Source organism: Pseudomonas sp. 3A(2025) (genome assembly GCF_054589175.1).
Genome location: NZ_BAAILM010000032.1, coordinates 321100 through 340751, shown reverse-complemented (window position 1 = coordinate 340751; position 19652 = coordinate 321100). Strand labels below are relative to the sequence as shown.

Below are 19652 nucleotides of genomic sequence, written 5' to 3'. Positions count from 1 at the left end.
GGTGTCAGGCCAGCAAGTGCTCGATCTGCGCGTGCAGGGTTTCCATGGTGAATGGCTTGGCCAGAATCGGCGCCTTCAAGGTGATAGGGCTACCGGAATCGACGATTTCCGCCGGGTAGCCACTGATGAAAATAACCTTGAGGTCCGGGCGCAGCTTGACGGCCGGCTCGGCGATCATCACGCCAGAGATACCCCCAGGCAGGCGGTAATCGGTAATCATCAGGTCCAGGTGCGGTCGGGTGGCAAGGATTTCAAAAGCCTGTTCACCATTCTCGGCCTGCAACACACGATAGCCTTCGCCCGACAGATAGTCGGCCAGCAGCATCATGATCAGGGGTTCATCTTCGACAATCAGTACAACGTCTTGGGCATCAGCGCTCATTGGAACGGCCTTCAATCTTCAAATAGCTGCCAATACGACCACGGTGCGTACTGGAGGTTGCGCAAAATGTCAGACAATTCGCACTTCGTAGAGGTTTAATTTTTTGCAGCGTCACACCGATGCCTGCAACGGCAGGCACACGGTGAATGCCGAGCCCTTGCCCTCTTCGCTTTCGACCAGAATCCGCCCGCCATGGGCCATGACGATCTGCTCGGAAATGAACAGCCCAAGGCCAAGGCCCGCCACCGCATGATTGGCCGTGACCCGCTCGAACTGCTGAAAGATGCGCTTCTGGTTTGCCTCGGAAATACCAATGCCCTGGTCGGCGACTTCAACGCGTGCCCGATGCTGTTCGGCGTCGGCATATACGCGGACACGGATCGGCTTGCCGGTGCCATAGCGCAAGGCATTGGTCAACAGATTGGCAATCACCTGCTCGATGCGGAACTCGTCCCAGATGCCGATTACCGGCTGATCGGCACTAAAACTGATACTGCAATTGGCAGCAGCAATCTGCGCAGCGAAGTTCTCCAGCAGGCGACCGACCAGCTCCGACAGGTCGAACGCACTGGTGCGGATCGATAGCTTGCCGGTGCGGATGCGCGACACATCGAGCATGTCTTCGATCAGGCGAATCAGGCTCTGGATCTGCCGCTCGTCGCGCTCCACCATGCCACGTATCTTGTCCATGCTGAACGCGGCTTCGTTGTTCTTGGCCAGGTGCAGCTTGCGCAACTGGGTTTCCAGAATCAGCCCGTTGAGCGGCGTGCGCACTTCGTGGGATACGATCGACATGAAGTCGTCGCGCATGCGCACCGCGTGTTCAAGCTCGACCTGGGTAGCCTGCAGGCGATTGAGCAATACCTCTTGCTCCTGCCGGCTTTGCTCCAGTGCCTCGACCTGCAACTTCACCGCCTTGCGCTGACGGTACAGTTCGACGAAGACATTGACCTTGCTCTTGACCGCATGAATGTCCAGTGGCTTGTAGAGAAAGTCCACCGCGCCGCTTTCATAGCCCTTGAAGGCGTAGTTGAGCTCGCGACCGGCCGCCGTGACGAACACGATAGGGATGTTCTTGGTTTTCTCGGTGCCACGCATCATTTCGGCCAGCTCGAAGCCGTTCATGCCGGGCATCTGCACGTCGAGCATGGCCAGGGCGAATTCGTGCTGCAACAGCAACGACAGGGCTTCATCGGCAGACAGCGCCTTGTAGACAATGCGGTCTTCGCGCTTGATCAGGGCTTCGAGCGCCAGCAGATTCTCTGGCAGGTCGTCGACGATCAGCAGTTTTGCCTGGGTATTACTTAGCATGCGATTCGTTCCAGCTGGATCAGCAAGGGACCGATGTCCGACAAGGGCAACAGGTAATTGGGCGTGTGCAGGCTCAACCCGGCGTCCGGCATGATGCGTGCCAGCGCGGTATCGGGATCCTGAATCACGGTCAGGCCGCCGGCGGCGCTGATCTTCGCCAGGCCCCGGGCACCGTCGTTGTTGGCGCCGGTCAACAGCATGCCGCACAGTCTTGCGCCGTAAGCGTCGGCCGCCGAATCAAAGAGAATGTCGATGCTGGGCCGTGAATGAAACACTTTGTCTTCTTGGCTCAGCGACAGGCTGTAGTCGTCCTCGACCGACAGGTGATAACCGGCCGGAGCAAAGTACAAGGTGCCCGCCTTGATGGTCTCTTTGTCCTGCGCTTCATGCACCGGAATCGGCAAACGGTTCTGGAACACTTGTGCCAACTGGCTGCTGCGCTCTTCAGGCAGGTGCAGTACCACCAGGATCGGCAGCATAAAACCCGGGCGAATGCTGCGCAGCACAGCGAGCAACGCCTCGACACCACCGGCGGAGGCCCCCATCACCACTGCATCGACTGCCGGCAGGTCGCCGGCGGCTTGCGCATCGAAAGATGTGTTCATTTCTTGCGGTAGATCCGTTCCGGCTTGACCAGGGTTTCAAAGGCATCGCTGTAGCCGGAGAAATCCAGGGTTTCCTTGCTGCCCAAGGCCAGAAAGCCTCGATGACAAAGGGACTCGTGGAACAATCCAAAGGCGCGATCCTGTAATTTTTTATTGAAATAGATCAGTACGTTGCGACAGGAAATTAAATTTGTTTCTGAGAATACGCTGTCGGTGGCCAGGCTGTGATCGGCAAAGGTCACCGTTTCACGCAGGGTCTTGTCGAAAATCGCATAGTCATAGCCCGAGGTGTAGTAGTCGGAGAAGTCCCCCAGGCCACCTGCCAGCCGGTAATTCTCAGCCCAGCCGCGTACGCTGTCCATGGAGAAGATGCCTTGGCGGGCTTTGTCCAGTGAACTGGGATTGATGTCGGTGGCATAGATGATGGTGCGCTCCAGCAGGCCTTCCTCGCGCAGCAGGATGGCCGTCGAATACACTTCTTCACCGGTGCTGCACCCGGCAATCCAGACCTTCAGCGATGGATAGGTGCGCAACAACGGCACCACCTCGCGACGGATTGCCAGAAAATGCGACGGGTCACGAAACATCTCGCTGACCGGAATGGTCAGCAATTGCAGCAACTGCATGAACGCTGCCGGGTCGTGCAGCACACGCTCCTGCAAGGCCGAGATGGTGCTGCACTCGAACTGGCGCAAGGCGTGGTGCACACGGCGCTTGATCGAAGCGCCGGAATAATCGCGAAAATCGTAGCTGTATTTCAGGTAAATCGCCTCGATCAACAGGCGCAGCTCGATATCGGCATTCTTGTCATAAGACATGCTTGAACCTGACGAGGTGAATCCGGGTGCTGCTTTGGCCGCAAGCACTCAGATACGTTCCATTTTCGGCAGCCAGACCCGAATCAGGGAAAACAGCCTGTCCAGATCGATCGGCTTGGCCAGGTAATCGTTGGCCCCCGCTTGCAGGCAACGCTCCTGATCGTCCTTCATGGCCTTGGCGGTCACGGCGATGATCGGCAGCTTGCGCCAGCGCGGGTCTTTGCGGATATGCATCGTGGCCTCGAAACCGTCCATTTCCGGCATCATCACGTCCATCAGCACCAGGTCGATGTCTTCTACCGCATTCAGACGCTCGATGGCCTCCAGGCCGTTACGCGCCACTTCGACCACCGCGCCCTTGTGCTCCAGGGCGCTGGTCAGGGCAAAAATATTGCGTACATCGTCATCGACCACCAACACCTTGCGGGCCTCGAAGACTTTGTCGCGGCTGCGTGCGGTCAGGAGCATTTTCTGCCGTTCGTTGGACAGTTGCGACTCGACCTTGTGCAGGAACAACGTGACCTCATCCAGCAGCCGCTCCGGCGAGCGGGCGCCTTTGATGATGATCGAGCGCGAGTACTTCATCAGCTCGGCTTCTTCATCGCGGGTCATGTTGCGCCCGGTGTAGACGATGACCGGCGGGAAGGCACAGATGTCCTCGGTCGACATGCGCTTGAGCAGCTCGTTGCCGAGCATGTCCGGCAGTTTCAGGTCGATGATCATGCAGTCGTAGACATGCTCGCGCAAAAGCTCCAGCGCCTGCTGGGCGTAACCTACAGCGGTGATTTCAATGTCGTCGTCACCGATCAGCCGGGCAATGCTGTCACGTTGCAGGTCATCGTCTTCGACCAGCAGGATGCGCTTGACCTTCTGGGTCAGCTTGGCCTCGAGCTTGGCGAACACATCCTTGAGCTCTTCACGGGTGGTCGGCTTGACCGCATAACCGATGGCGCCCATGTGCATGGCCGCTTCCTGGCGGTCTTCTACAGAAATCACGTGCACCGGAATGTGTCGGGTCTCGGCCTGCTCTTTGAGGCGTTGCAATACGGTCAGCCCGGAATGATCAGGCAGGCGCATGTCGAGCAGCACCGCGTCCGGCGTGTAGTTAACCGCCAGATTGAAGCCTTCGTCGGCCGCGTGTGCCACCAGACAGTGGTAATCGAGCTCATGGGCCAGGTCGAAGAGGATCTGCGCGAACGCCACGTCGTCTTCGATGACCAGAATGCTGCGATTCTCGAACGGCGCCTTGTGGCGGTCATCGGCGAACGGCGCGGCACTGTTTTCAACCGGCAGCGGTGCTGGTTCAGGCTCTGCACGGCGCGGCAGCAGCGTGGTGACACCGGGCGACATTGCCGAGACCACCGCCGACAGCGGCGCAGCGCGTTCTTCGCCTTCGGCACTCCAGCTTTGCGGCAACACCAGGGTAAAGATACTGCCCTGGCCCAGTTCGCTGACCACACTGATCGACCCACCGAGCAAGGCCGCCAGGTCGCGCGAGATCGACAGTCCCAGACCGGTGCCGCCATAACGGCGGTTGGTGGTGCCATCGGCCTGATGGAAGGCCTCGAAGATGCTTTGTAACTGGTCGCCAGCGATGCCAATGCCTGAATCGCGCACCGCAAAGGCGATGCCGTCACCCGGCTGACGCGAGACGATCAGACTGACCTCGCCGCTTTCGGTGAACTTGATGGCGTTGGACAGCAGGTTCTTGAGGATCTGCTCCAGACGCTGGAAGTCGGTGTACAGCAGCGCTGGCGCGCCTTCTTGCAGCTCGACGCTGAACTGCAAGCGCTTCTCGCTGGCCACAGGCCGGAACACGTTGTGCAGGTTTTCGACCAGCCGGGCGACGCTACTGTTCTCAGGGCGTACTTCGAGTTTGCCGGCCTCGACCTTGGCAATGTCGAGAATGTCGTTGATCAGGTTGAGCAGGTCGTTGCCGGCCGAGTAAATCGACTCGGCAAACTTGACCTGCTCGTCGGTCAGGTTGCGGATCGGGTTTTCCGCCAGCAGCTTGGCCAGAATCAATGAACTGTTGAGCGGCGTGCGCAGCTCGTGGGACATGTTGGCCAGAAACTCCGACTTGTAGCGGCTCGAGCGCTGTAACTCATCGGCCCGCGCCTGCAACTGCACCTGGGCGTTGCTCAACTCTTCGTTGTTACGGTCCAGCGCATCGCGCTGCTCGGCCACCGCCTGGCTTTGCTCGGCCAGTTGCAGGTTGGTCTGCTCAAGTTCGGCCTGCTGGGTTTCCAGCTGGGCCTGGGATTCCTTGAGAATCCGCGACTGTTCTTCAAGTTCTTCGTTGGCGGTACGCAGTTCTTCCTGCTGCACCTGCAACTCTTCGTTGAGCTGCTGGGTTTCGCTCAGGACTTCCTGCAGACGCTGACGGTAGCGGGCGGCCTCGACCGAGGTGCCGACGTTATCGGAAACCAGTTCGAGAAATTCCAGATCGCGCTCGGTCAAAGGCCGCAGAAAGCCCAGCTCGACCACGGCATTGACCTGGTTGTCGTTGCTGGTCGGCACGATCACCACGCTGGAGGGCTCGCCCTGGCCAAGGCCCGAGCTGACCTTGAAATAGTCACTGGGCAGGTTGTCCAGGGTGATGATGCGGTCTTGCTGCACGGCCTGGCCGATCACGCCCTCATCGGCGTAAATCGACTGCTCGTGTTGTTCCTGTTCGCGAGAAAAGCCATAGGAGGCGACCCGTACCAGACCACCATGTTCCTGGCGCACATACACCGCTGCCACCACGGCGCCCAGGTACTGGGCAAAAAACTGCAGCACATTACGCCCGACCAGGTTCAGGGTCAGCTGGCCAAGTACCCGTTCGGCCAGTTCGCTTTGTCCGTTGCGCAACCAGGCCACTTTTTCCAGGCGCTCGGCATTGACCTGTTGCAGCTTGAGGTTGGCGTCATAGGTGCTGGACAGCGACAACAGATCGCGCCGCCCCACGAACGCCAGTGCTGCACTGACGCTGAGGACGAATATCAGGTAAAGCGTGACCGACAGCACGGTGGTGCGCGTCACATCAGCGTTACGGTTGATGCGCAGTTGTTGTTCCATGGCCACGGCCAGGTCGTACTCGTTGCGCATCTGGTCGGTTATGCGCTTGCCGCGCCCGTCCTTGGTCGGCGTCAGGTAATCGCCATTCTGGCGGCGCAGGCTGATCATCTGCTGGGCGAAGTTATCCCATTCGTCCTGCAAGGTGGACAACCGACGGATTCGGTCCTGTTGCGTGGGGTTATCGGCCACCAACGCTTCGAGACCGCCCAGTTCAGCCTTGAGCAACGGCCGGGCGATCTCGTAAGGATCGAGAAAATGCTCGTCACCGACCAGTAGAAAACCGCGCATGCCGGTTTCCATGTCGATGGACAGCTTCATCGAGCGGTTGATGTTGTTGATCACCCTGTCGGTGTGCTCGACCCACTGGATCGCTTGCAACAGGTAGTTGATCAGAATGATGAAAAACACGGCGCTGAGCACGCCGACACCCAGCGGCAGACCGACGTTACGCCCCAGCAGTTTCCGAAAACGCTGCGCGTCGATAGTGGACAGGCGATTCATGTAAAGTCCCTGATGGCCCAGTGAAACCATGGAGTTTGCCGCAAACTTAACAAAAAGACTCGGTTTTCGGTCTTACAGGATTGAAATTTCAGACATAAATGGGCGATAAGCTCGGCCACATCACAGAAAGCCTGCCGTTTTGGAGAAGGAATGCATGGCGTTGAGCTGCTCATGGAACTTCTGAGGGTGTTTTACTTACAGATTCAGGAGGCCGCTATAAAAATGCAGCCTTCAATGACCATATCCAAGGGAGTTAACCATGTCCGATCCAACCAGCACGATTCTCGTGGTCGAAGACGATGACATCGTGCGCATGCTGATCGTCGATGTGCTTGAAGAGCTGGAGTACAAGGTGCTTGAGGCCGGTGACGGCAAATCGGCACTCGATACGCTCGCCAATGCCGACAACGTGATCCACCTGCTGATGACCGACCAGGGCCTGCCCGACATGAAAGGCACCGATCTGGCCCTGGCGGCCCGTGAGTTGCGCCCGCAGGTGCCGGTGCTGTTTGCCAGTGGTTATTCGGAAAATATCGATGTACCCGGCGACATGTACTCGATTGGCAAGCCGTTCTCCATCGATCAATTACGCGACAAGGTAACCGCTATTCTTGGCCAGGCATGACGTACCCGACGTGACCCTTACTGCTTCTGTTCGCCTGCTGATCATTGGCTACGTCTGGCCAGAACCCCGCTCTTCGGCGGCCAGTGGTCATATGATGCAATTGATTCACTGCTTTCTCGATCAGGGCTGGCACATCACCTTTGCCAGCCCCGCTACGGAGGGTGCGCACAAGGCCGATCTGGCCGGACTGGGCATCGATGAGCAACACATCGAACTCAACAGCAGCAGCTTCGATGATTTTGTCCGCCATCTAAACCCCGATATCGTACTGTTCGATCAATTCATGATCGAGGAGCAGTTCGGCTGGCGTGTCGAGAAACATTGCCCGAATGCTCTGCGCATCCTGGAAACCTCAGACCTGCAAAGCCTGCGGCATGCGCGGCATCACCAGCTAAGGGAATTACTCAAAAACCCTATTCAAGCGGATGATACTGCTGAGCTTTTCAAGCAGGATCATGCGGTGTGGTTCGAGCACATGGCCGGCACTGATCTGGCTCAGCGCGAAATCGCGGCACTGTATCGCTGCGACCTGAGCCTGATGACTTCCGATGTGGAAATCGAGTTGCTCACCGGGCAGTTCGGCTTGCCGCCGGCGCTGCTGCACTGGTGCCCGCTGATGGTCGAAGACGGCGTACCCGAAACACCCGGATTCGAACAACGGGCACACTTTCTGAGCATCGGCAATTTTCGCCATGCGCCCAACTGGGACGCCGTGCTGTGGATGAAGCAGAGCATCTGGCCGTTGATTCGCCAGCAACTGCCGGGTGCGCAACTGCATGTGTATGGTGCCTATACACCGCCCAAGGCCACCGCCCTGCACAATGCGGCTCAGGGCTTTCACATCATGGACTGGGCCGAGGATGCACTGTTAGTGATGAGCAATGCGCGGGTATGCCTTGCGCCCTTGCGTTTTGGCGCGGGCATCAAAGGCAAACTGATCGACGCCATGCTCTGCGCCACACCCTCGGTGACTACCCCGATCGGCAGCGAGGCCATGCAGGGCGCCCTGCCCTGGCCCGGCCTGATCGCACAAAGCGCTGAAGACATCGCCGCAGCCGCCGTACGCCTGTATCAGGACCAGGCATTGTGGGAGCAGGCTCAGGAAGCTGGCACGGCGCTGTTGCAAGCCCGCTATCAGTACCGTGAGCACGCACAGAGCCTGATCGAGCGCATCGAAGCCCTGCGCCGCGACCTGCCCCGGCACCGCTTGCACAACTTCACAGGCTCCATGCTGCGCCATCACCAGCACAAGAGTACGCAGTACATGGCGCAGTGGATCGAGGCCAAGAATCGCCCGGCCTGATCCTTAGCCGATCAAACCAGCCTTGAGGGCATTGATGCGCACATTGATGTCCTCCTTGGCCACCTCCTGCTGTTGCTTGAGTGCTTCCTTGAACTTTTCGTCCACGCCAAGTTTTTCCTCAGGGCTCATGGCCTCGTACGCCTCCTTGCTGACCCCGGTCAATTGCTCGCGCAAGCGGTCTTCGGCCGGCTGTTTCATGTAGTCGAGAAACTGTTGCTGGGCAGAGGTATAGGTCGTGTCGTTGGCGGCCGCAATCGACACATCACCGCTAACGCCGTTATCGACATCAGCCGTCGTTTGCGACAGCGCGGTTTCAGCCTGAGCCTTGAGGCCCAGCATCATCCGCGCAAAGGACTCTTCATAGGCCGAACTGTCCTGGGTACTGCTTTGCGACGCGCCCTTGCCGGAGCCCGAGGTGAGCGCGGCGGCAGAAGCCTTGGTCTCCGGTGGCTTGATCAGGCTGAATGACGCCTGGGACACTTCGTCCAGCGCACTGCGCCCGCTGACAAACCTGGAGGCCAGGCTTTCTAATGTGTTGCTGCTGACTAGCATGACGTTCTCCTGCTTTAGCGAGGCGATTAATCCCCGGCCAGTCTTTACTCAGCAAAATGGATGCCATTCAGCGCAAGCCCGGCAGACCTGCATCATTGTTGAAAAGCTAGCCGCTTGCCACCCGCCGGGACCGGAGACGACTTGCCAGCTTTGGCAAAAGCTTGCCGTTCAGTCGGCACCTGGCAGCACCAGACGATCCTCAGGCAGCGGCACGGAAAAATAATAACCCTGGGCCTGACCGGCGCCGATATCGCGCAATAATTCAAGGGTGGCTTGATCCTCGACCCCTTCGGCCACCACGGTCAGGTCCAGCGACTCGGCCATGCGCACAATCGCACGCACGATCGCCCGGCTGCGCGCGCTGGTGCTGAGTTCGAAAATGAACGACTTGTCGATCTTCAGGCCGCTGAAGTGGTACTGGTGCACGTAACTGAGCGATGAAAAGCCCGCACCAAAGTCATCGAGCACCACCGACATGCCGTTATCGGCCAGTTGCTTCATGGTCTGGCGCGCTTGCTCAGGCTCGGCAACCAGTGCGCCCTCGGTCAATTCCAGGCAAATACGCGACGGCGCCACGCCCTGCCCGGCCAGCATGGCCAGTACCTCGGCGGCAAATTCCGGGCGGGTGATGCTGTAGCTGGAGCAGTTAACGTGCACGGCCGGCCAGTGGGCATTGGCCGGCAGCGCGAGAATGGCAATGACCTGTTGCAGCATGTACAGGTCCAGACGACCGATCAGTCGCAAACCCTCGAGCGCCGGCAAAAAGTGCCCCGGAGCAATCACCCGACCATCGGGCTGGTGCCAGCGAATCAGGGCCTCAAGCGCCAGCAGCTTGCCGCTGTTGACGCAGACGATGGGTTGAAAATACGGAATCAATTCATCGGTACGTTTGAGCGCGTTACGCAACGCGCCCTCTTGCTCGACCTGATCGGATACTTCACGGCGCAGCGCCTGGTTGAATACTGCAAAGCTGTCACGCCCGGCATTCTTGACCCGGTACATGGCAATGTCGGCATCGCGCAGCAGATCGGTCGGCTCGCGATGAAACTGGCTGTCGGCTCCGACCACACCAATGCTGCACGAAGAAAACACCGCATGCCCGTCAATGAAGAACGGCAGGTCGAAGCTCGCCAGAATGCGCTCGGCAATGCCGCTGCCAACCTCCAGCGAAGCACCGACCGCCAGCACCGCGAACTCGTCGCCACCCAGACGGGCCAACAGGTCACTTTCGCGCATGCAACCACGCAAACGCTCAGCGGCCTGGACCAGCAGATCGTCACCGCAGTGATGACCCAGGCTGTCGTTGACCAGTTTGAAGCGGTCCAGGTCGATGAACATCACCACCAGCGGCCGACCCTGCTCGCAGAAATCACGCCACACCGCTTGCAGGCGCTGTTGCAGATGGCTGCGGTTGGCCAGCCCGGTCAGCGCATCGTGGGCGTTTTCATACTGCAGCTTGGCGTTGGCATGATCCAGCTCACGAGTACGGTCTTGCACCCGCGCTTCAAGCTGCAGATTGGCCGCATGAATCGCCTCGGCCGCACTGCGTCGCGACAGGGCCGTGTCGATATGCCGGGACACGAACGTCAGCAGTTCCTGATCGCGCTGGGTGTAACTGACATTGGGCGAGTAGCTTTGCACCACCAGAATACCGCGCACCTGGTCACCCTCGAACAACGGGATACCCAGCCACGACCAGGAGCGCTGCGACTCTCGCTGCTCTTCGATCTCGCCCAGCGCCGCCAGGCGCATGGCCTCATCGCGATTGATCAGACACGGACGGCGCTGACGGATCACGTATTCGGTATAGCCGCGCTGGCCACGGCGGGAACCGGGGCGTGCGCTTTTCTCGTCGACGAAGTACGGAAACGCGACCTCGCCGGTGCTGTGGTCATACAGGGCGATGTAGAAATTCAGCGCCACCAGCAGTTCGGCCACGATCATGTGCAAACGGTGGAACAACTCGGCCATGTCGCCCTGCTGGCTAGAGAGTTCGGCAATCTGGAACAAAGCGCTTTGCAAGTGCTCGGCACGCTCGCGGTCGGCCACTTCCTGGCGCAGAGCATCGTTGGCCGCCGATAACTGCTGGGTGCGCAACAATACGGTCTGCTCAAGATCGGTACGATGCAGCAGCCGGTCCAGGGCCATTGCCACATGCCGCGACACCACCTGGAACAGCGCCCGATCCTCAAGGCTGTAGACCCGGCTGGCGTCATAGACCTGCATGGCCAGCATGCCGAATACTTCGTCGGCGGCATTTTTCAGAGGCGCGCCCATCCAGAATTCCGGGCGGTGCCCGACACAACTGAAGCGCCCCTGAAGCCTGGCCTGTTCGATATCGTGCGCATCGACGAACAAGGACTGGCCACCGGTCAGCACATAGCCGGTCATGGACATGTTTGCACGGTCGAGAAATTCGTAGGCATCCGCCTCAGGCGCCTCGCCGTCGATACTGTCGACGTAATAGGGCCAGGTAATCTTGTCGCGCAGCCGGTCGTACAAGGCCAGCGAAAAGTTCTCGGCATCGATCAGGTTCGACAGCTGCTGGTGAACGCCCTTGATGAACTCGCCGCGATCACGGGCGGAACTGGCCAGATGGCTGATTTCGTAGAGCACCCGCTGGGTGTGCTGGGCGCGGATCAGGGCCGCACTTTGCAACAGCGAGCCCAGGCGCAGGGCCAGATCCGCCAGCCATGGGCTGTGGGCCTGTGCATGGGGCGCCACGACCCAGCCCAGCACGTCCTCACCCCTGCCGGCAACCCAGCGATGCAGGTCGTGCGCCTGACACCAGCTGTCGAAATCGGCGCTGGCGATATGTTCCGGCCAGTCCTGGCCCGCAGCATCCCGGCCCAGCAGGCGCTTCTGTTCGCCCGCGCCATAGACGGCCCAGCGGGCGCCAGGGCGCATGTCTTGCACGCCTTGCAGCAGGCTGCTGATCGAGATGACGGCGGATGACGAATGATCGGGCAAGTGAACTGAATGGCACACATCGTCGACCAAAGGAGGAATATTCATCAAAGCCTCACACCCATAAATCCACGCCCCATCAGACTGTTCCCTATTGCGCCGGCGGCGAAGAACAATACTGCGAAAACGGCTTTATCGAAACCTGTAACCGTCTGCCACACACATATCAGTCCCGTCGCCATCTGACGAACGTCACAACACCTCGTCTCCGGGTATTTGACACGCCTGAACTTGAGGCGCGCAATGTGCGCCTGCCTGAAAACAAGGAGAGATGAACATGGCCAGGATCAATGTTTTATCAGGAGACTTTCTTCAAGGTGACGCAGAGTATCGCTCTGGCACCCTCACACTGGTGACCGCACTGTTTCCCTCGCCTGGTATCAGCTTCAATCACGATGAAATCCAGTCCATGGAAATAGCCAGTCAGGCCAGCAGCAAGAATATCGACGACGCCATTGGCCTGGGGCTGGCCGGAGCGCTGATGCTGGGTCCGCTTGGCGCGGCGGCCGGCATGATGCTGGCCGGCGAGGAAAAGGAAATCACCTTTCTGGCAACGCTCAAGGATGGCCGCACACTGCTGGCGGCCACCGATGACAAGACATTTCGGCGCATGGCTCGCCATATCGGGCTGAACCTTTGATGCCTTGAACGGGACAAACCCTGACAGCGCATAGATGCCCCCCGCAGGCCAGGATATCCCTCCCCCCATGAAAGCCAGAGCCACCGTTATTTGTAAACGCGACGACCAGATTCTTTGTGTACGCAAGGCCAAATCGCGCTGGAACCTGCCTGGCGGCAAAATCGAAGCCGGCGAAACACCACGGCAGGCCGCCACCCGCGAGTTACGCGAAGAAACCGGGCTACGCGACCTGCAGCTGTTGTATCTGGACGAGTTCACCGGTAATCAGGTGCGCCACTACGTGTTCGTGACTAATGTGCCCAAGAAGGGCAAGCCCAAGCCCAATAATGAAATCAGTGCGTGCAAGTGGCTGGCAGACACACAGTGGAGCGAGCTCAAGGCCAGCGACACCACCAAATCGATCCTCAAGGCATTTGCCCGGCAATCCTGAATAGCCCACAAACTGCCAACGAGTGCACACCTCGACATGCGCAGGCGAACCCGGACGAATTTTCAAGGTCTTTCAGATGACCTGAAACAACGACGGACGACGAAGATGAGCCTGATCGACTGCCCTGAATGTGCCGCCCGGATTTCCGACAAGGCCCATGCCTGCCCGCACTGCGGCAACCCCATGAGCGCAGCCCCGAACCGCCTGCTCAGCGAGAAAAACATCGGCCAGATCGCCGGCGCCACTGGCGTGTGGCTGACAGCCCCATGGATCGCGAGAATGATATTTGGCGTGGTGTTCGTGATTGCCGCCGCCGCGGTGCTGATTTTCAGATAGTCCGGCGGTTTTAAAAGCACCAGACGCAAAAAAGGCGACCCTTTCGGATCGCCTTTCTTGTACCGCCCAGCAGAGCGGATTTTGTTTGGTAGGCGCGATTGGACTCGAACCAACGACCCCCACCATGTCAAGGTGGTGCTCTAACCAACTGAGCTACGTGCCTGCTGTGAGGCGGCATTCTACGGAATTCCGACCCCCTGTCAACGACTTTTTTCAGTAAGCCACTGAAAAACCGAATTTTTTAGGAAAGCTTGAGCCCACAATCACATCTCAACCCGATTACGCCCATAAGCCTTGGCCCTGTACAGGGCGCTGTCGGCCACTTCAACGATCGAGGGCTTGCGCTGAGTTATCTCGCTGCCCTGAAAACAGGCAATGCCAAAACTCATCGTCACTCGACCAAAGGGGCTTGGTGCATGACCGATATTCGCCGCAGCCAGCGCTTCGAGCATGGCAGTGGCCAGCAGGCGTGCTCCCTCAGCATCCGTGTCCGGCAGGATGGCGGCCAACTCTTCGCCGCCATACCTGGCCACCAGATCTGAAGGACGGCGCGCGCAGCCTGCGATTACGCGGCTGACCGCTTGCAGGCACTCGTCACCTGCAACATGGCCATAGGTATCGTTGAACAGCTTGAACAGATCGATATCCATCAGGATCAATGACAAAGGCGTCCCTGCGCGCTGAGCGCGCCGGACTTCCACTTCCAGCGTTTCATCGAAACAGCGCCGGTTGGCCAGGCCAGTCAGTTGATCGCGTGACGCCAGCTGCTCCAGCTTTTCGTTGGCGCTCATCAATTGCTGACGCGCCATCTGCAACTGGGATTGCGCTTCAATCCTGCGCTTGATCAGATTGAACAACACCCAGCCGGTACCCGCCGTCAGCAATATCAATACGGCCAGCACCATCAGTGACAACTGGGTTTCAATCCGCCAGGTGCGCAAAGCCTCGTTCTTGCCCAGCGCCACGGTCGTGATCAATGGAAAGCTTTCACTTTTGCGAAAGGCATACAAACGCTCGACACCGTCGAGTGTCGAGGTGAGCGAAGCGGTTCCGGAATCGCGATCCAGAAAATACTTCTTGAAGCCCGGCGACTGGGAAAAATCCTTGCCCATGTCCTGCTCGCGAAAGGGATAACGCACCAGCAACTGGCCGCTGGCATAGGTCAGTGAAATGGCGCCATCGTCGCCAACATCAATCTTGCCGTACAGGTCGAGAAAGTTTTTTATCCCCAGCGTCGCCGCCACCACCCCTGCAAACTTGCCGTCAACATGGTCGATGCGACGACTGATGGTGATGACCCATTCCTTGGTCGCACGATGCAGGATGGGCGGGCCGATGAAGATGTCCCGCGATGCATCATCGCGGTGATGGGTGAAGTAGGCACGATCGCCACTGTTGAATCCGGAGGAAATGGCGCCGTTCGATGACAGCAACCAATTGCCCTCCCTGTCGTAGAGGGTGATGCCGCTCAACTGGGGCATGGCACGGTGCTGGATCTTCAGAAATCTTTTCAGGCGATCGAACTGCTCCGGGCCCGTGCCCTCGGTTTCAATACGCTCGACCATGCCGTTGAGCAGCATCGACCCCTGGCGCATGATCCCTTCCGAATAGGTCACCAGCGCCTGAGCCAGGTTCGCGCCATTGACATTCACATTGCTCAAGGCTCTTTCGCGGGCCGCCATGACTTTCCAGAAAGTGATGAATACCAGCGAAAAACACACGACCAATAAAAGCGCTACAACGAGCTGAAGATCACGTTTCACTTGAGCACCTGACAGCCAGCTCTACAACAACCTGCCGAGACGTCCCTATGGCTGGGTAACCCGGCACCACGAGCCAACCCCTGGCCCGTCAGGAGGAATGGTAGCACTGGAACAAGTAATAGCTCTATGCCACGTCATCGACACTCACAGCCGATTACCCCCCGAACCCTCCCTGCGAGGCCCTGCAACTGCCCAGGCGATCAGGCCCAGTACGGGAAACAAAACAATCCCTGCACTCCAGGCCGCTTTGACGCCTGGACTTTTCTCGCTGCGGCATACGCCGATGATCACCACCACGTCTGCAATTAATACAAGCAAAGTGAACGGCAGCCACAACAGGCTGATAATTGCTTCCACGACGGGTACTCCGTGATTGATAAATACAGCTGTACGAATACCGGACCGGCATCCAGCGGCGGGGCATTTTGCAAAAAATCTGCCCATAAAAGAAGGGAAACAACTTCTGATCGCCTGACGAAACATCATTCAAGTCTGGTTTTCATGAATATTCGATGCAATGGTGTCGCATCGAACATCTCGACCCAGGAGCCGACATGGCCACAGCATCGACACTTTGCATCTACCACGGCAATTGCGCCGATGGCTTCGGTGCCGCGTGGGTAGTGCGCCGCCGGTTCGGAACCGACGTCCAGTTCTACGCCGCCAACCATGGAGAGCCGCCACCTGAAGTCCTTGATCAGCATGTCGTGATCGTTGACTTCGCCTATTCGCTAGAAGTGCTGACCGCGATGGCCAGCACCGCCCTGTCAGTTCTGGTCATCGACCACCACAAGACAGCACAGGCCGATCTGGCCGATGTGAAGCCTTTTCCTGAGCGACGGCAGCCAGGTCCGCTCGAAGGACTGCATGCCGTGTTCGACATGAATCGCTCTGGCGCCGGACTGACCTGGGACCATTACTTCAAAGACAAGCCGCGACCGGAGCTTATCAATCACATTGAGGATCGTGATCTGTGGCTATTCAAACTTGAAGGCACGCGAGAGATCACCGCGAACCTGTTCAGTCATCCGCAAGACTTCGAGGTATGGGATGAGCTGATGGCCACGCCGGTCAGCACCCTGCGCTCGGAGGGCGCCGCGATCGAGCGCAGTCGGCAGCGAGAGCTGGCCGCCCTCCTGCGGACCACTCCGAGGCGCCTGGTGATTTGCGGATTTGACGTACCAGCCGCAAACCTGCCATTTACCCATGCCAGCGATGCAGGGCATCTGCTATGCGCGGGAGAGCCTTTCGCTGCCATCTATTGGGATACACCGCAAGGGCGGTCTTTCTCTCTGCGCAGTACCGAGGCCGGCGAGGATGTGTCTGTGATTGCCAGACAGTTCGGCGGTGGCGGGCACCGCAATGCGGCGGGCTTCAATGTGCCTTACGGGCATGAGCTGACGCTGTACGTGGAGTCGGGACACATTCAGAACCGCGATTGCACAGTTCAGACCGATGAAGATAAAAGCACCGAGGTTATTGCTGCTGAGCTGAAACTGTGACCCTCTGCCTACAACTCAGCTGACGGCAATGAGCGCAACCCAAAGAAGAGGAACCATGCAAACGTTACTCAAGATCTTCGCAACCGGCGTGATGCCAATACTGGCAGTGGCACTGGCCGTCCTTGCCTATCGACACAACATGAAGAAGTGGCGATCAAAGATTGACGCAGAGCTACAGACAGCGTTGAGCGGACTGGGAGTTGGCGCCTACACATTGATCGTGGACAAACTGACGGCGCCCAGCACCAACACTACAGCCGATGTCTACCGCATCCTGCATGACGATCAGGATCGTTACTTCTTGTTCATCAAAATCGGCGAACATCCCGGAGTGCTCAAGCCCCTGACAAAAGAACGGGCCTTACTGGCAGCACAGATGAATGGGTGAAACGGTTAATAAGATGGGGGGCGACCTGGCGGATGCCACACTGGCGTTTTGAGAGGAGCGCTTTGAAAAAATCGCCCATAAGAAAAAGGGGGAGATCATTTCTGATCTCCCCCTTCCCAGCCCGCGCATTGCGCGGGTTTTGTCTGGTAGGCACGATTGGACTCGAACCAACGACCCCCACCATGTCAAGGTGGTGCTCTAACCAACTGAGCTACGTGCCTGCTGTGAGGCGGCATTCTACGGAAATTAAAACCCCTGTCAAACGTTTTTTTCGCTAAGCCACTGAATTAGAAAACCTTTTATAAACGCCCTGTTTTGCATCTTTAACGATCTCGGGTAGGATCGCCATCATTCGTCAAGAATTTTAAACGGAGAGTCCGCATGGCGAGCATTGCCTACCCGCAGTCCTATTACGCAGCCTCAGCCAATCCGGCACCCGAGCGCCCTGCCCTGCAAGGCGAAATCGAGACTGACGTGTGCATCATCGGCGCCGGCTACACCGGGCTTTCCAGCGCGCTGTTTCTGCTTGAACACGGTTTTAAAGTCACGGTTCTGGAGGCGGCGAAAGTCGGCTTTGGTGCCTCGGGCCGTAATGGCGGGCAGATCGTCAACAGTTATAGCCGTGATATCGATGTGATCGAGCGCAGCGTCGGCGCGGACCAGGCGCAATTGTTGGGGCACATGGCCTTTGAAGGCGCGCAGATCATTCGTGAGCGGATTTCCCGCTATGCCATCCAGTGCGACCTCAAGGACGGCGGCGTGTTCGCGGCCCTGAATCCCAGACAGATGGCGCATCTGGAGTCGCAGAAGCGCTTGTGGGAGCGTTATGGCCACTCGCAATTGCAGCTGCTGGATACCGCACGCATACGTGAAGTGGTGCAGTGCGACCAGTACGTGGGCGGCATGCTGGACATGAGCGGCGGGCACATTCATCCGTTGAACCTGGCGCTGGGCGAAGCGGCTGCGGTGGAGTCGCTGGGTGGTGTAATTTACGAACAGTCGCCGGCGATTCGCATCGAGCGCGGCGCCAGCCCGGTGGTGCATACCGCTCAGGGCCGGGTGCGGAGCAAGTTCGTGATCGTGGCGGGCAATGCTTATCTCGGCAATCTGGTGCCAGAACTGGCCGCCAAGTCGATGCCTTGCGGCACGCAAGTGATTACCACCGAACCGCTTGACGACGAACTGGCCCGCACGCTGCTGCCGCAGGACTATTGCGTCGAAGACTGCAACTACCTGCTGGACTATTACCGCCTGAGCGCCGACAAGCGCCTGATTTTCGGCGGAGGCGTGGTCTATGGCGCACGCGACCCTGCCAATATCGAAGCGATCATCCGGCCGAAGATGCTCAAGGTCTTCCCGCAGTTGCAGAACGTGAAGATCGATTACGCCTGGACCGGTAACTTCCTGCTGACCCTGTCACGCCTGCCGCAGGTCGGTCGCCTAGGCGACAACATCTATTATTCGCAAGGCTGCAGCGGCCATGGTGTGACCTATACGCACCTGGCCGGCAAGCTGCTGGCCGAAACCCTGCGCGGCCAGGCCGAGCGCTTCGATGCCTTTGCCAACCTGCCCCACTACCCGTTTCCTGGCGGCCAGTTGCTGCGCACGCCGTTTACCGCGCTGGGTGCGTGGTATTACAGCTTGCGGGACAAGCTGGGGTTTTAACGCCTAACGCCCCAGCGTCTTGACCGCCTCGCCGGCTGCCTGCTCCTGGCCGGCTTTGGCCAGCGCCTCGGCCGCTTGCAGCCAGCGCTGGCGGTCGACGTTGACGGGCAACTGGCGGGCGCCCTGCACCAGTACCGCCCAGTGACCGGCGTCATTCCAGGCCGAGGTGAAGCTGTCAAACTTCATCAACAGCCGACGATTCATGCCGGCCTGCAACAACACCCCGTCGCGGTATCGGTCGTAACCGACCAATACCGCGTAACGCGGCTCTTTCCACAGTGCCGAGCCTTCGCTAAAGCGCAACAGCACCGGGTAACCCGCCGTCAGTTGAGCCTTTAAATCGCTCAACTGGCCATTGAGCGGATAAACCACAAAGCCGTACTCACGGGCTACGCGTTGCAGGTTTTGCTCCAGTTGCGCTTCAGCGCCCGGCAGTTGCAGATTTTTCTCCAGCAGGCCGGGAGTGGTGGCGACGTTTTGATGCGCCAGCATGGTGGCCAGTGCGTTAGGCCCGCTCTGGAAAGCATTGCCGCGAAAGAATGGCATCGATGTCAGCTCGACCCGGTCGGGCAGCCCTTGCGGATCCGGCGGCAGCGCATGCAACGTGCGCGACGATGAAGAACAGCCGCCCAGAATCGCCAGCATGGCAACCGCCAGTCCAACCCGAACCGCTCTGGATGCAAATAATACCGGCAACATGTTCCCTCACTTGATCGAACGCCAGGCGACCTCTGACCTGACGGGAATGGCGATAATAGAGCGCTGTACGTCGGCGGTATAGCCTTTAGGCATGTAGCCATCATT

General features: G+C 58.8%; 18 protein-coding genes and 2 tRNA genes. 8 read left to right on the top strand and 12 right to left on the bottom strand.

Features of this window, described 5'->3' with window-relative positions:
• Nucleotides 1–4: 4 nt before the first annotated feature.
• From ACYP2A_RS13850 to ACYP2A_RS13830, 5 genes are all read right to left on the bottom strand, one after another.
• Nucleotides 5–382, bottom strand: a complete 378-nt coding sequence (locus ACYP2A_RS13850) for a response regulator (protein ID WP_459745694.1) — start codon at nucleotides 380–382, stop codon at nucleotides 5–7.
• Between the two features lie 111 nt (nucleotides 383–493).
• Nucleotides 494–1693 carry a hybrid sensor histidine kinase/response regulator gene (locus tag ACYP2A_RS13845; protein WP_459745693.1) on the bottom strand — a complete coding sequence of 400 codons (1200 nt, stop codon included), beginning with the start codon at nucleotides 1691–1693 and terminating at the stop codon, nucleotides 494–496.
• The gene (locus ACYP2A_RS13840; protein WP_459745692.1) at nucleotides 1687–2298 is read right to left on the bottom strand and encodes a chemotaxis protein CheB; all 612 of its coding nucleotides are present in this window, start codon (nucleotides 2296–2298) and stop codon (nucleotides 1687–1689) included. Before ACYP2A_RS13840 ends, ACYP2A_RS13845 begins: the two co-directional genes overlap by 7 nt.
• Nucleotides 2295–3116 carry a CheR family methyltransferase gene (locus ACYP2A_RS13835; RefSeq protein ID WP_459745691.1) on the bottom strand — a complete coding sequence of 274 codons (822 nt, stop codon included), beginning with the start codon at nucleotides 3114–3116 and terminating at the stop codon, nucleotides 2295–2297. Before ACYP2A_RS13835 ends, ACYP2A_RS13840 begins: the two co-directional genes overlap by 4 nt.
• Nucleotides 3117–3164: 48 nt before the next feature.
• Nucleotides 3165–6707: a response regulator gene (locus ACYP2A_RS13830; RefSeq protein ID WP_459745690.1), complete on the bottom strand. Its 3543-nt coding sequence runs from the start codon at nucleotides 6705–6707 to the stop codon at nucleotides 3165–3167.
• Between the two features lie 229 nt (nucleotides 6708–6936).
• On the opposite strand from ACYP2A_RS13830, the gene ACYP2A_RS13825 reads away from it, so the two are divergent.
• Together ACYP2A_RS13825 and ACYP2A_RS13820 are read left to right on the top strand one after the other, a co-directional pair.
• Nucleotides 6937–7302, top strand: a complete 366-nt coding sequence (locus ACYP2A_RS13825) for a response regulator (protein WP_459745688.1) — start codon at nucleotides 6937–6939, stop codon at nucleotides 7300–7302.
• Nucleotides 7303–7312: 10 nt separating this feature from the next.
• Nucleotides 7313–8605 (top strand): glycosyltransferase, encoded by a 1293-nt coding sequence (locus ACYP2A_RS13820; protein WP_459745686.1) that lies wholly within the window; start codon nucleotides 7313–7315, stop codon nucleotides 8603–8605.
• A 3-nt stretch (nucleotides 8606–8608) separates the two neighbouring features.
• Here the strand turns inward: ACYP2A_RS13820 and ACYP2A_RS13815 are convergent, their stop codons facing one another.
• Together ACYP2A_RS13815 and ACYP2A_RS13810 are read right to left on the bottom strand one after the other, a co-directional pair.
• Nucleotides 8609–9157, bottom strand: a complete 549-nt coding sequence (locus tag ACYP2A_RS13815; RefSeq protein ID WP_459745684.1) for a hypothetical protein — start codon at nucleotides 9155–9157, stop codon at nucleotides 8609–8611.
• A 168-nt stretch (nucleotides 9158–9325) separates the two neighbouring features.
• On the bottom strand, nucleotides 9326–12172 hold the full coding sequence (locus ACYP2A_RS13810; protein ID WP_459745683.1) for a bifunctional diguanylate cyclase/phosphodiesterase: 2847 nt from the start codon (nucleotides 12170–12172) through the stop codon (nucleotides 9326–9328).
• Nucleotides 12173–12401: 229 nt separating this feature from the next.
• Here ACYP2A_RS13810 and ACYP2A_RS13805 point away from each other — a divergent pair, with 229 nt between their 5' ends.
• From ACYP2A_RS13805 to ACYP2A_RS13795, 3 genes are all read left to right on the top strand, one after another.
• On the top strand, nucleotides 12402–12764 hold the full coding sequence (locus ACYP2A_RS13805; RefSeq protein ID WP_459745682.1) for a hypothetical protein: 363 nt from the start codon (nucleotides 12402–12404) through the stop codon (nucleotides 12762–12764).
• A gap of 67 nt (nucleotides 12765–12831) precedes the next feature.
• Complete coding sequence (locus tag ACYP2A_RS13800) at nucleotides 12832–13194, top strand: NUDIX hydrolase (protein ID WP_459745680.1); 363 nt, start codon at nucleotides 12832–12834, stop codon at nucleotides 13192–13194.
• Between the two features lie 105 nt (nucleotides 13195–13299).
• On the top strand, nucleotides 13300–13530 hold the full coding sequence (locus ACYP2A_RS13795) for a zinc-ribbon domain-containing protein (RefSeq protein ID WP_459745678.1): 231 nt from the start codon (nucleotides 13300–13302) through the stop codon (nucleotides 13528–13530).
• A gap of 86 nt (nucleotides 13531–13616) precedes the next feature.
• Here ACYP2A_RS13795 and ACYP2A_RS13790 read toward each other — a convergent pair.
• The 3 genes from ACYP2A_RS13790 to ACYP2A_RS13780 form a co-directional block, all read right to left on the bottom strand.
• A tRNA-Val gene (locus ACYP2A_RS13790) sits at nucleotides 13617–13693 on the bottom strand.
• Between the two features lie 100 nt (nucleotides 13694–13793).
• On the bottom strand, nucleotides 13794–15293 hold the full coding sequence (locus ACYP2A_RS13785) for a sensor domain-containing diguanylate cyclase (RefSeq protein ID WP_459745677.1): 1500 nt from the start codon (nucleotides 15291–15293) through the stop codon (nucleotides 13794–13796).
• Between the two features lie 144 nt (nucleotides 15294–15437).
• The gene (locus tag ACYP2A_RS13780) at nucleotides 15438–15650 is read right to left on the bottom strand and encodes a PLD nuclease N-terminal domain-containing protein (RefSeq protein WP_459745676.1); all 213 of its coding nucleotides are present in this window, start codon (nucleotides 15648–15650) and stop codon (nucleotides 15438–15440) included.
• A 197-nt stretch (nucleotides 15651–15847) separates the two neighbouring features.
• On the opposite strand from ACYP2A_RS13780, the gene ACYP2A_RS13775 reads away from it, so the two are divergent.
• Nucleotides 15848–16795 (top strand): DHH family phosphoesterase, encoded by a 948-nt coding sequence (locus ACYP2A_RS13775; RefSeq protein WP_459745674.1) that lies wholly within the window; start codon nucleotides 15848–15850, stop codon nucleotides 16793–16795.
• Nucleotides 16796–16850: 55 nt separating this feature from the next.
• Nucleotides 16851–17183 carry a hypothetical protein gene (locus tag ACYP2A_RS13770; protein WP_459745673.1) on the top strand — a complete coding sequence of 111 codons (333 nt, stop codon included), beginning with the start codon at nucleotides 16851–16853 and terminating at the stop codon, nucleotides 17181–17183.
• A gap of 144 nt (nucleotides 17184–17327) precedes the next feature.
• Here ACYP2A_RS13770 and ACYP2A_RS13765 read toward each other — a convergent pair.
• Nucleotides 17328–17404: transfer RNA gene (locus ACYP2A_RS13765), tRNA-Val, on the bottom strand.
• Nucleotides 17405–17564: 160 nt separating this feature from the next.
• Between ACYP2A_RS13765 and ACYP2A_RS13760 the strand changes: the two genes are divergently transcribed.
• Nucleotides 17565–18848 (top strand): NAD(P)/FAD-dependent oxidoreductase, encoded by a 1284-nt coding sequence (locus ACYP2A_RS13760; RefSeq protein WP_459745672.1) that lies wholly within the window; start codon nucleotides 17565–17567, stop codon nucleotides 18846–18848.
• A gap of 3 nt (nucleotides 18849–18851) precedes the next feature.
• Here ACYP2A_RS13760 and ACYP2A_RS13755 read toward each other — a convergent pair whose 3' ends face one another.
• A complete protein-coding gene (locus ACYP2A_RS13755) occupies nucleotides 18852–19547 on the bottom strand; it encodes a peptidase C39 family protein (RefSeq protein ID WP_459745671.1) in 696 nt (231 codons plus the stop codon).
• Between the last annotated feature and the right edge of the window lie 105 nt (nucleotides 19548–19652).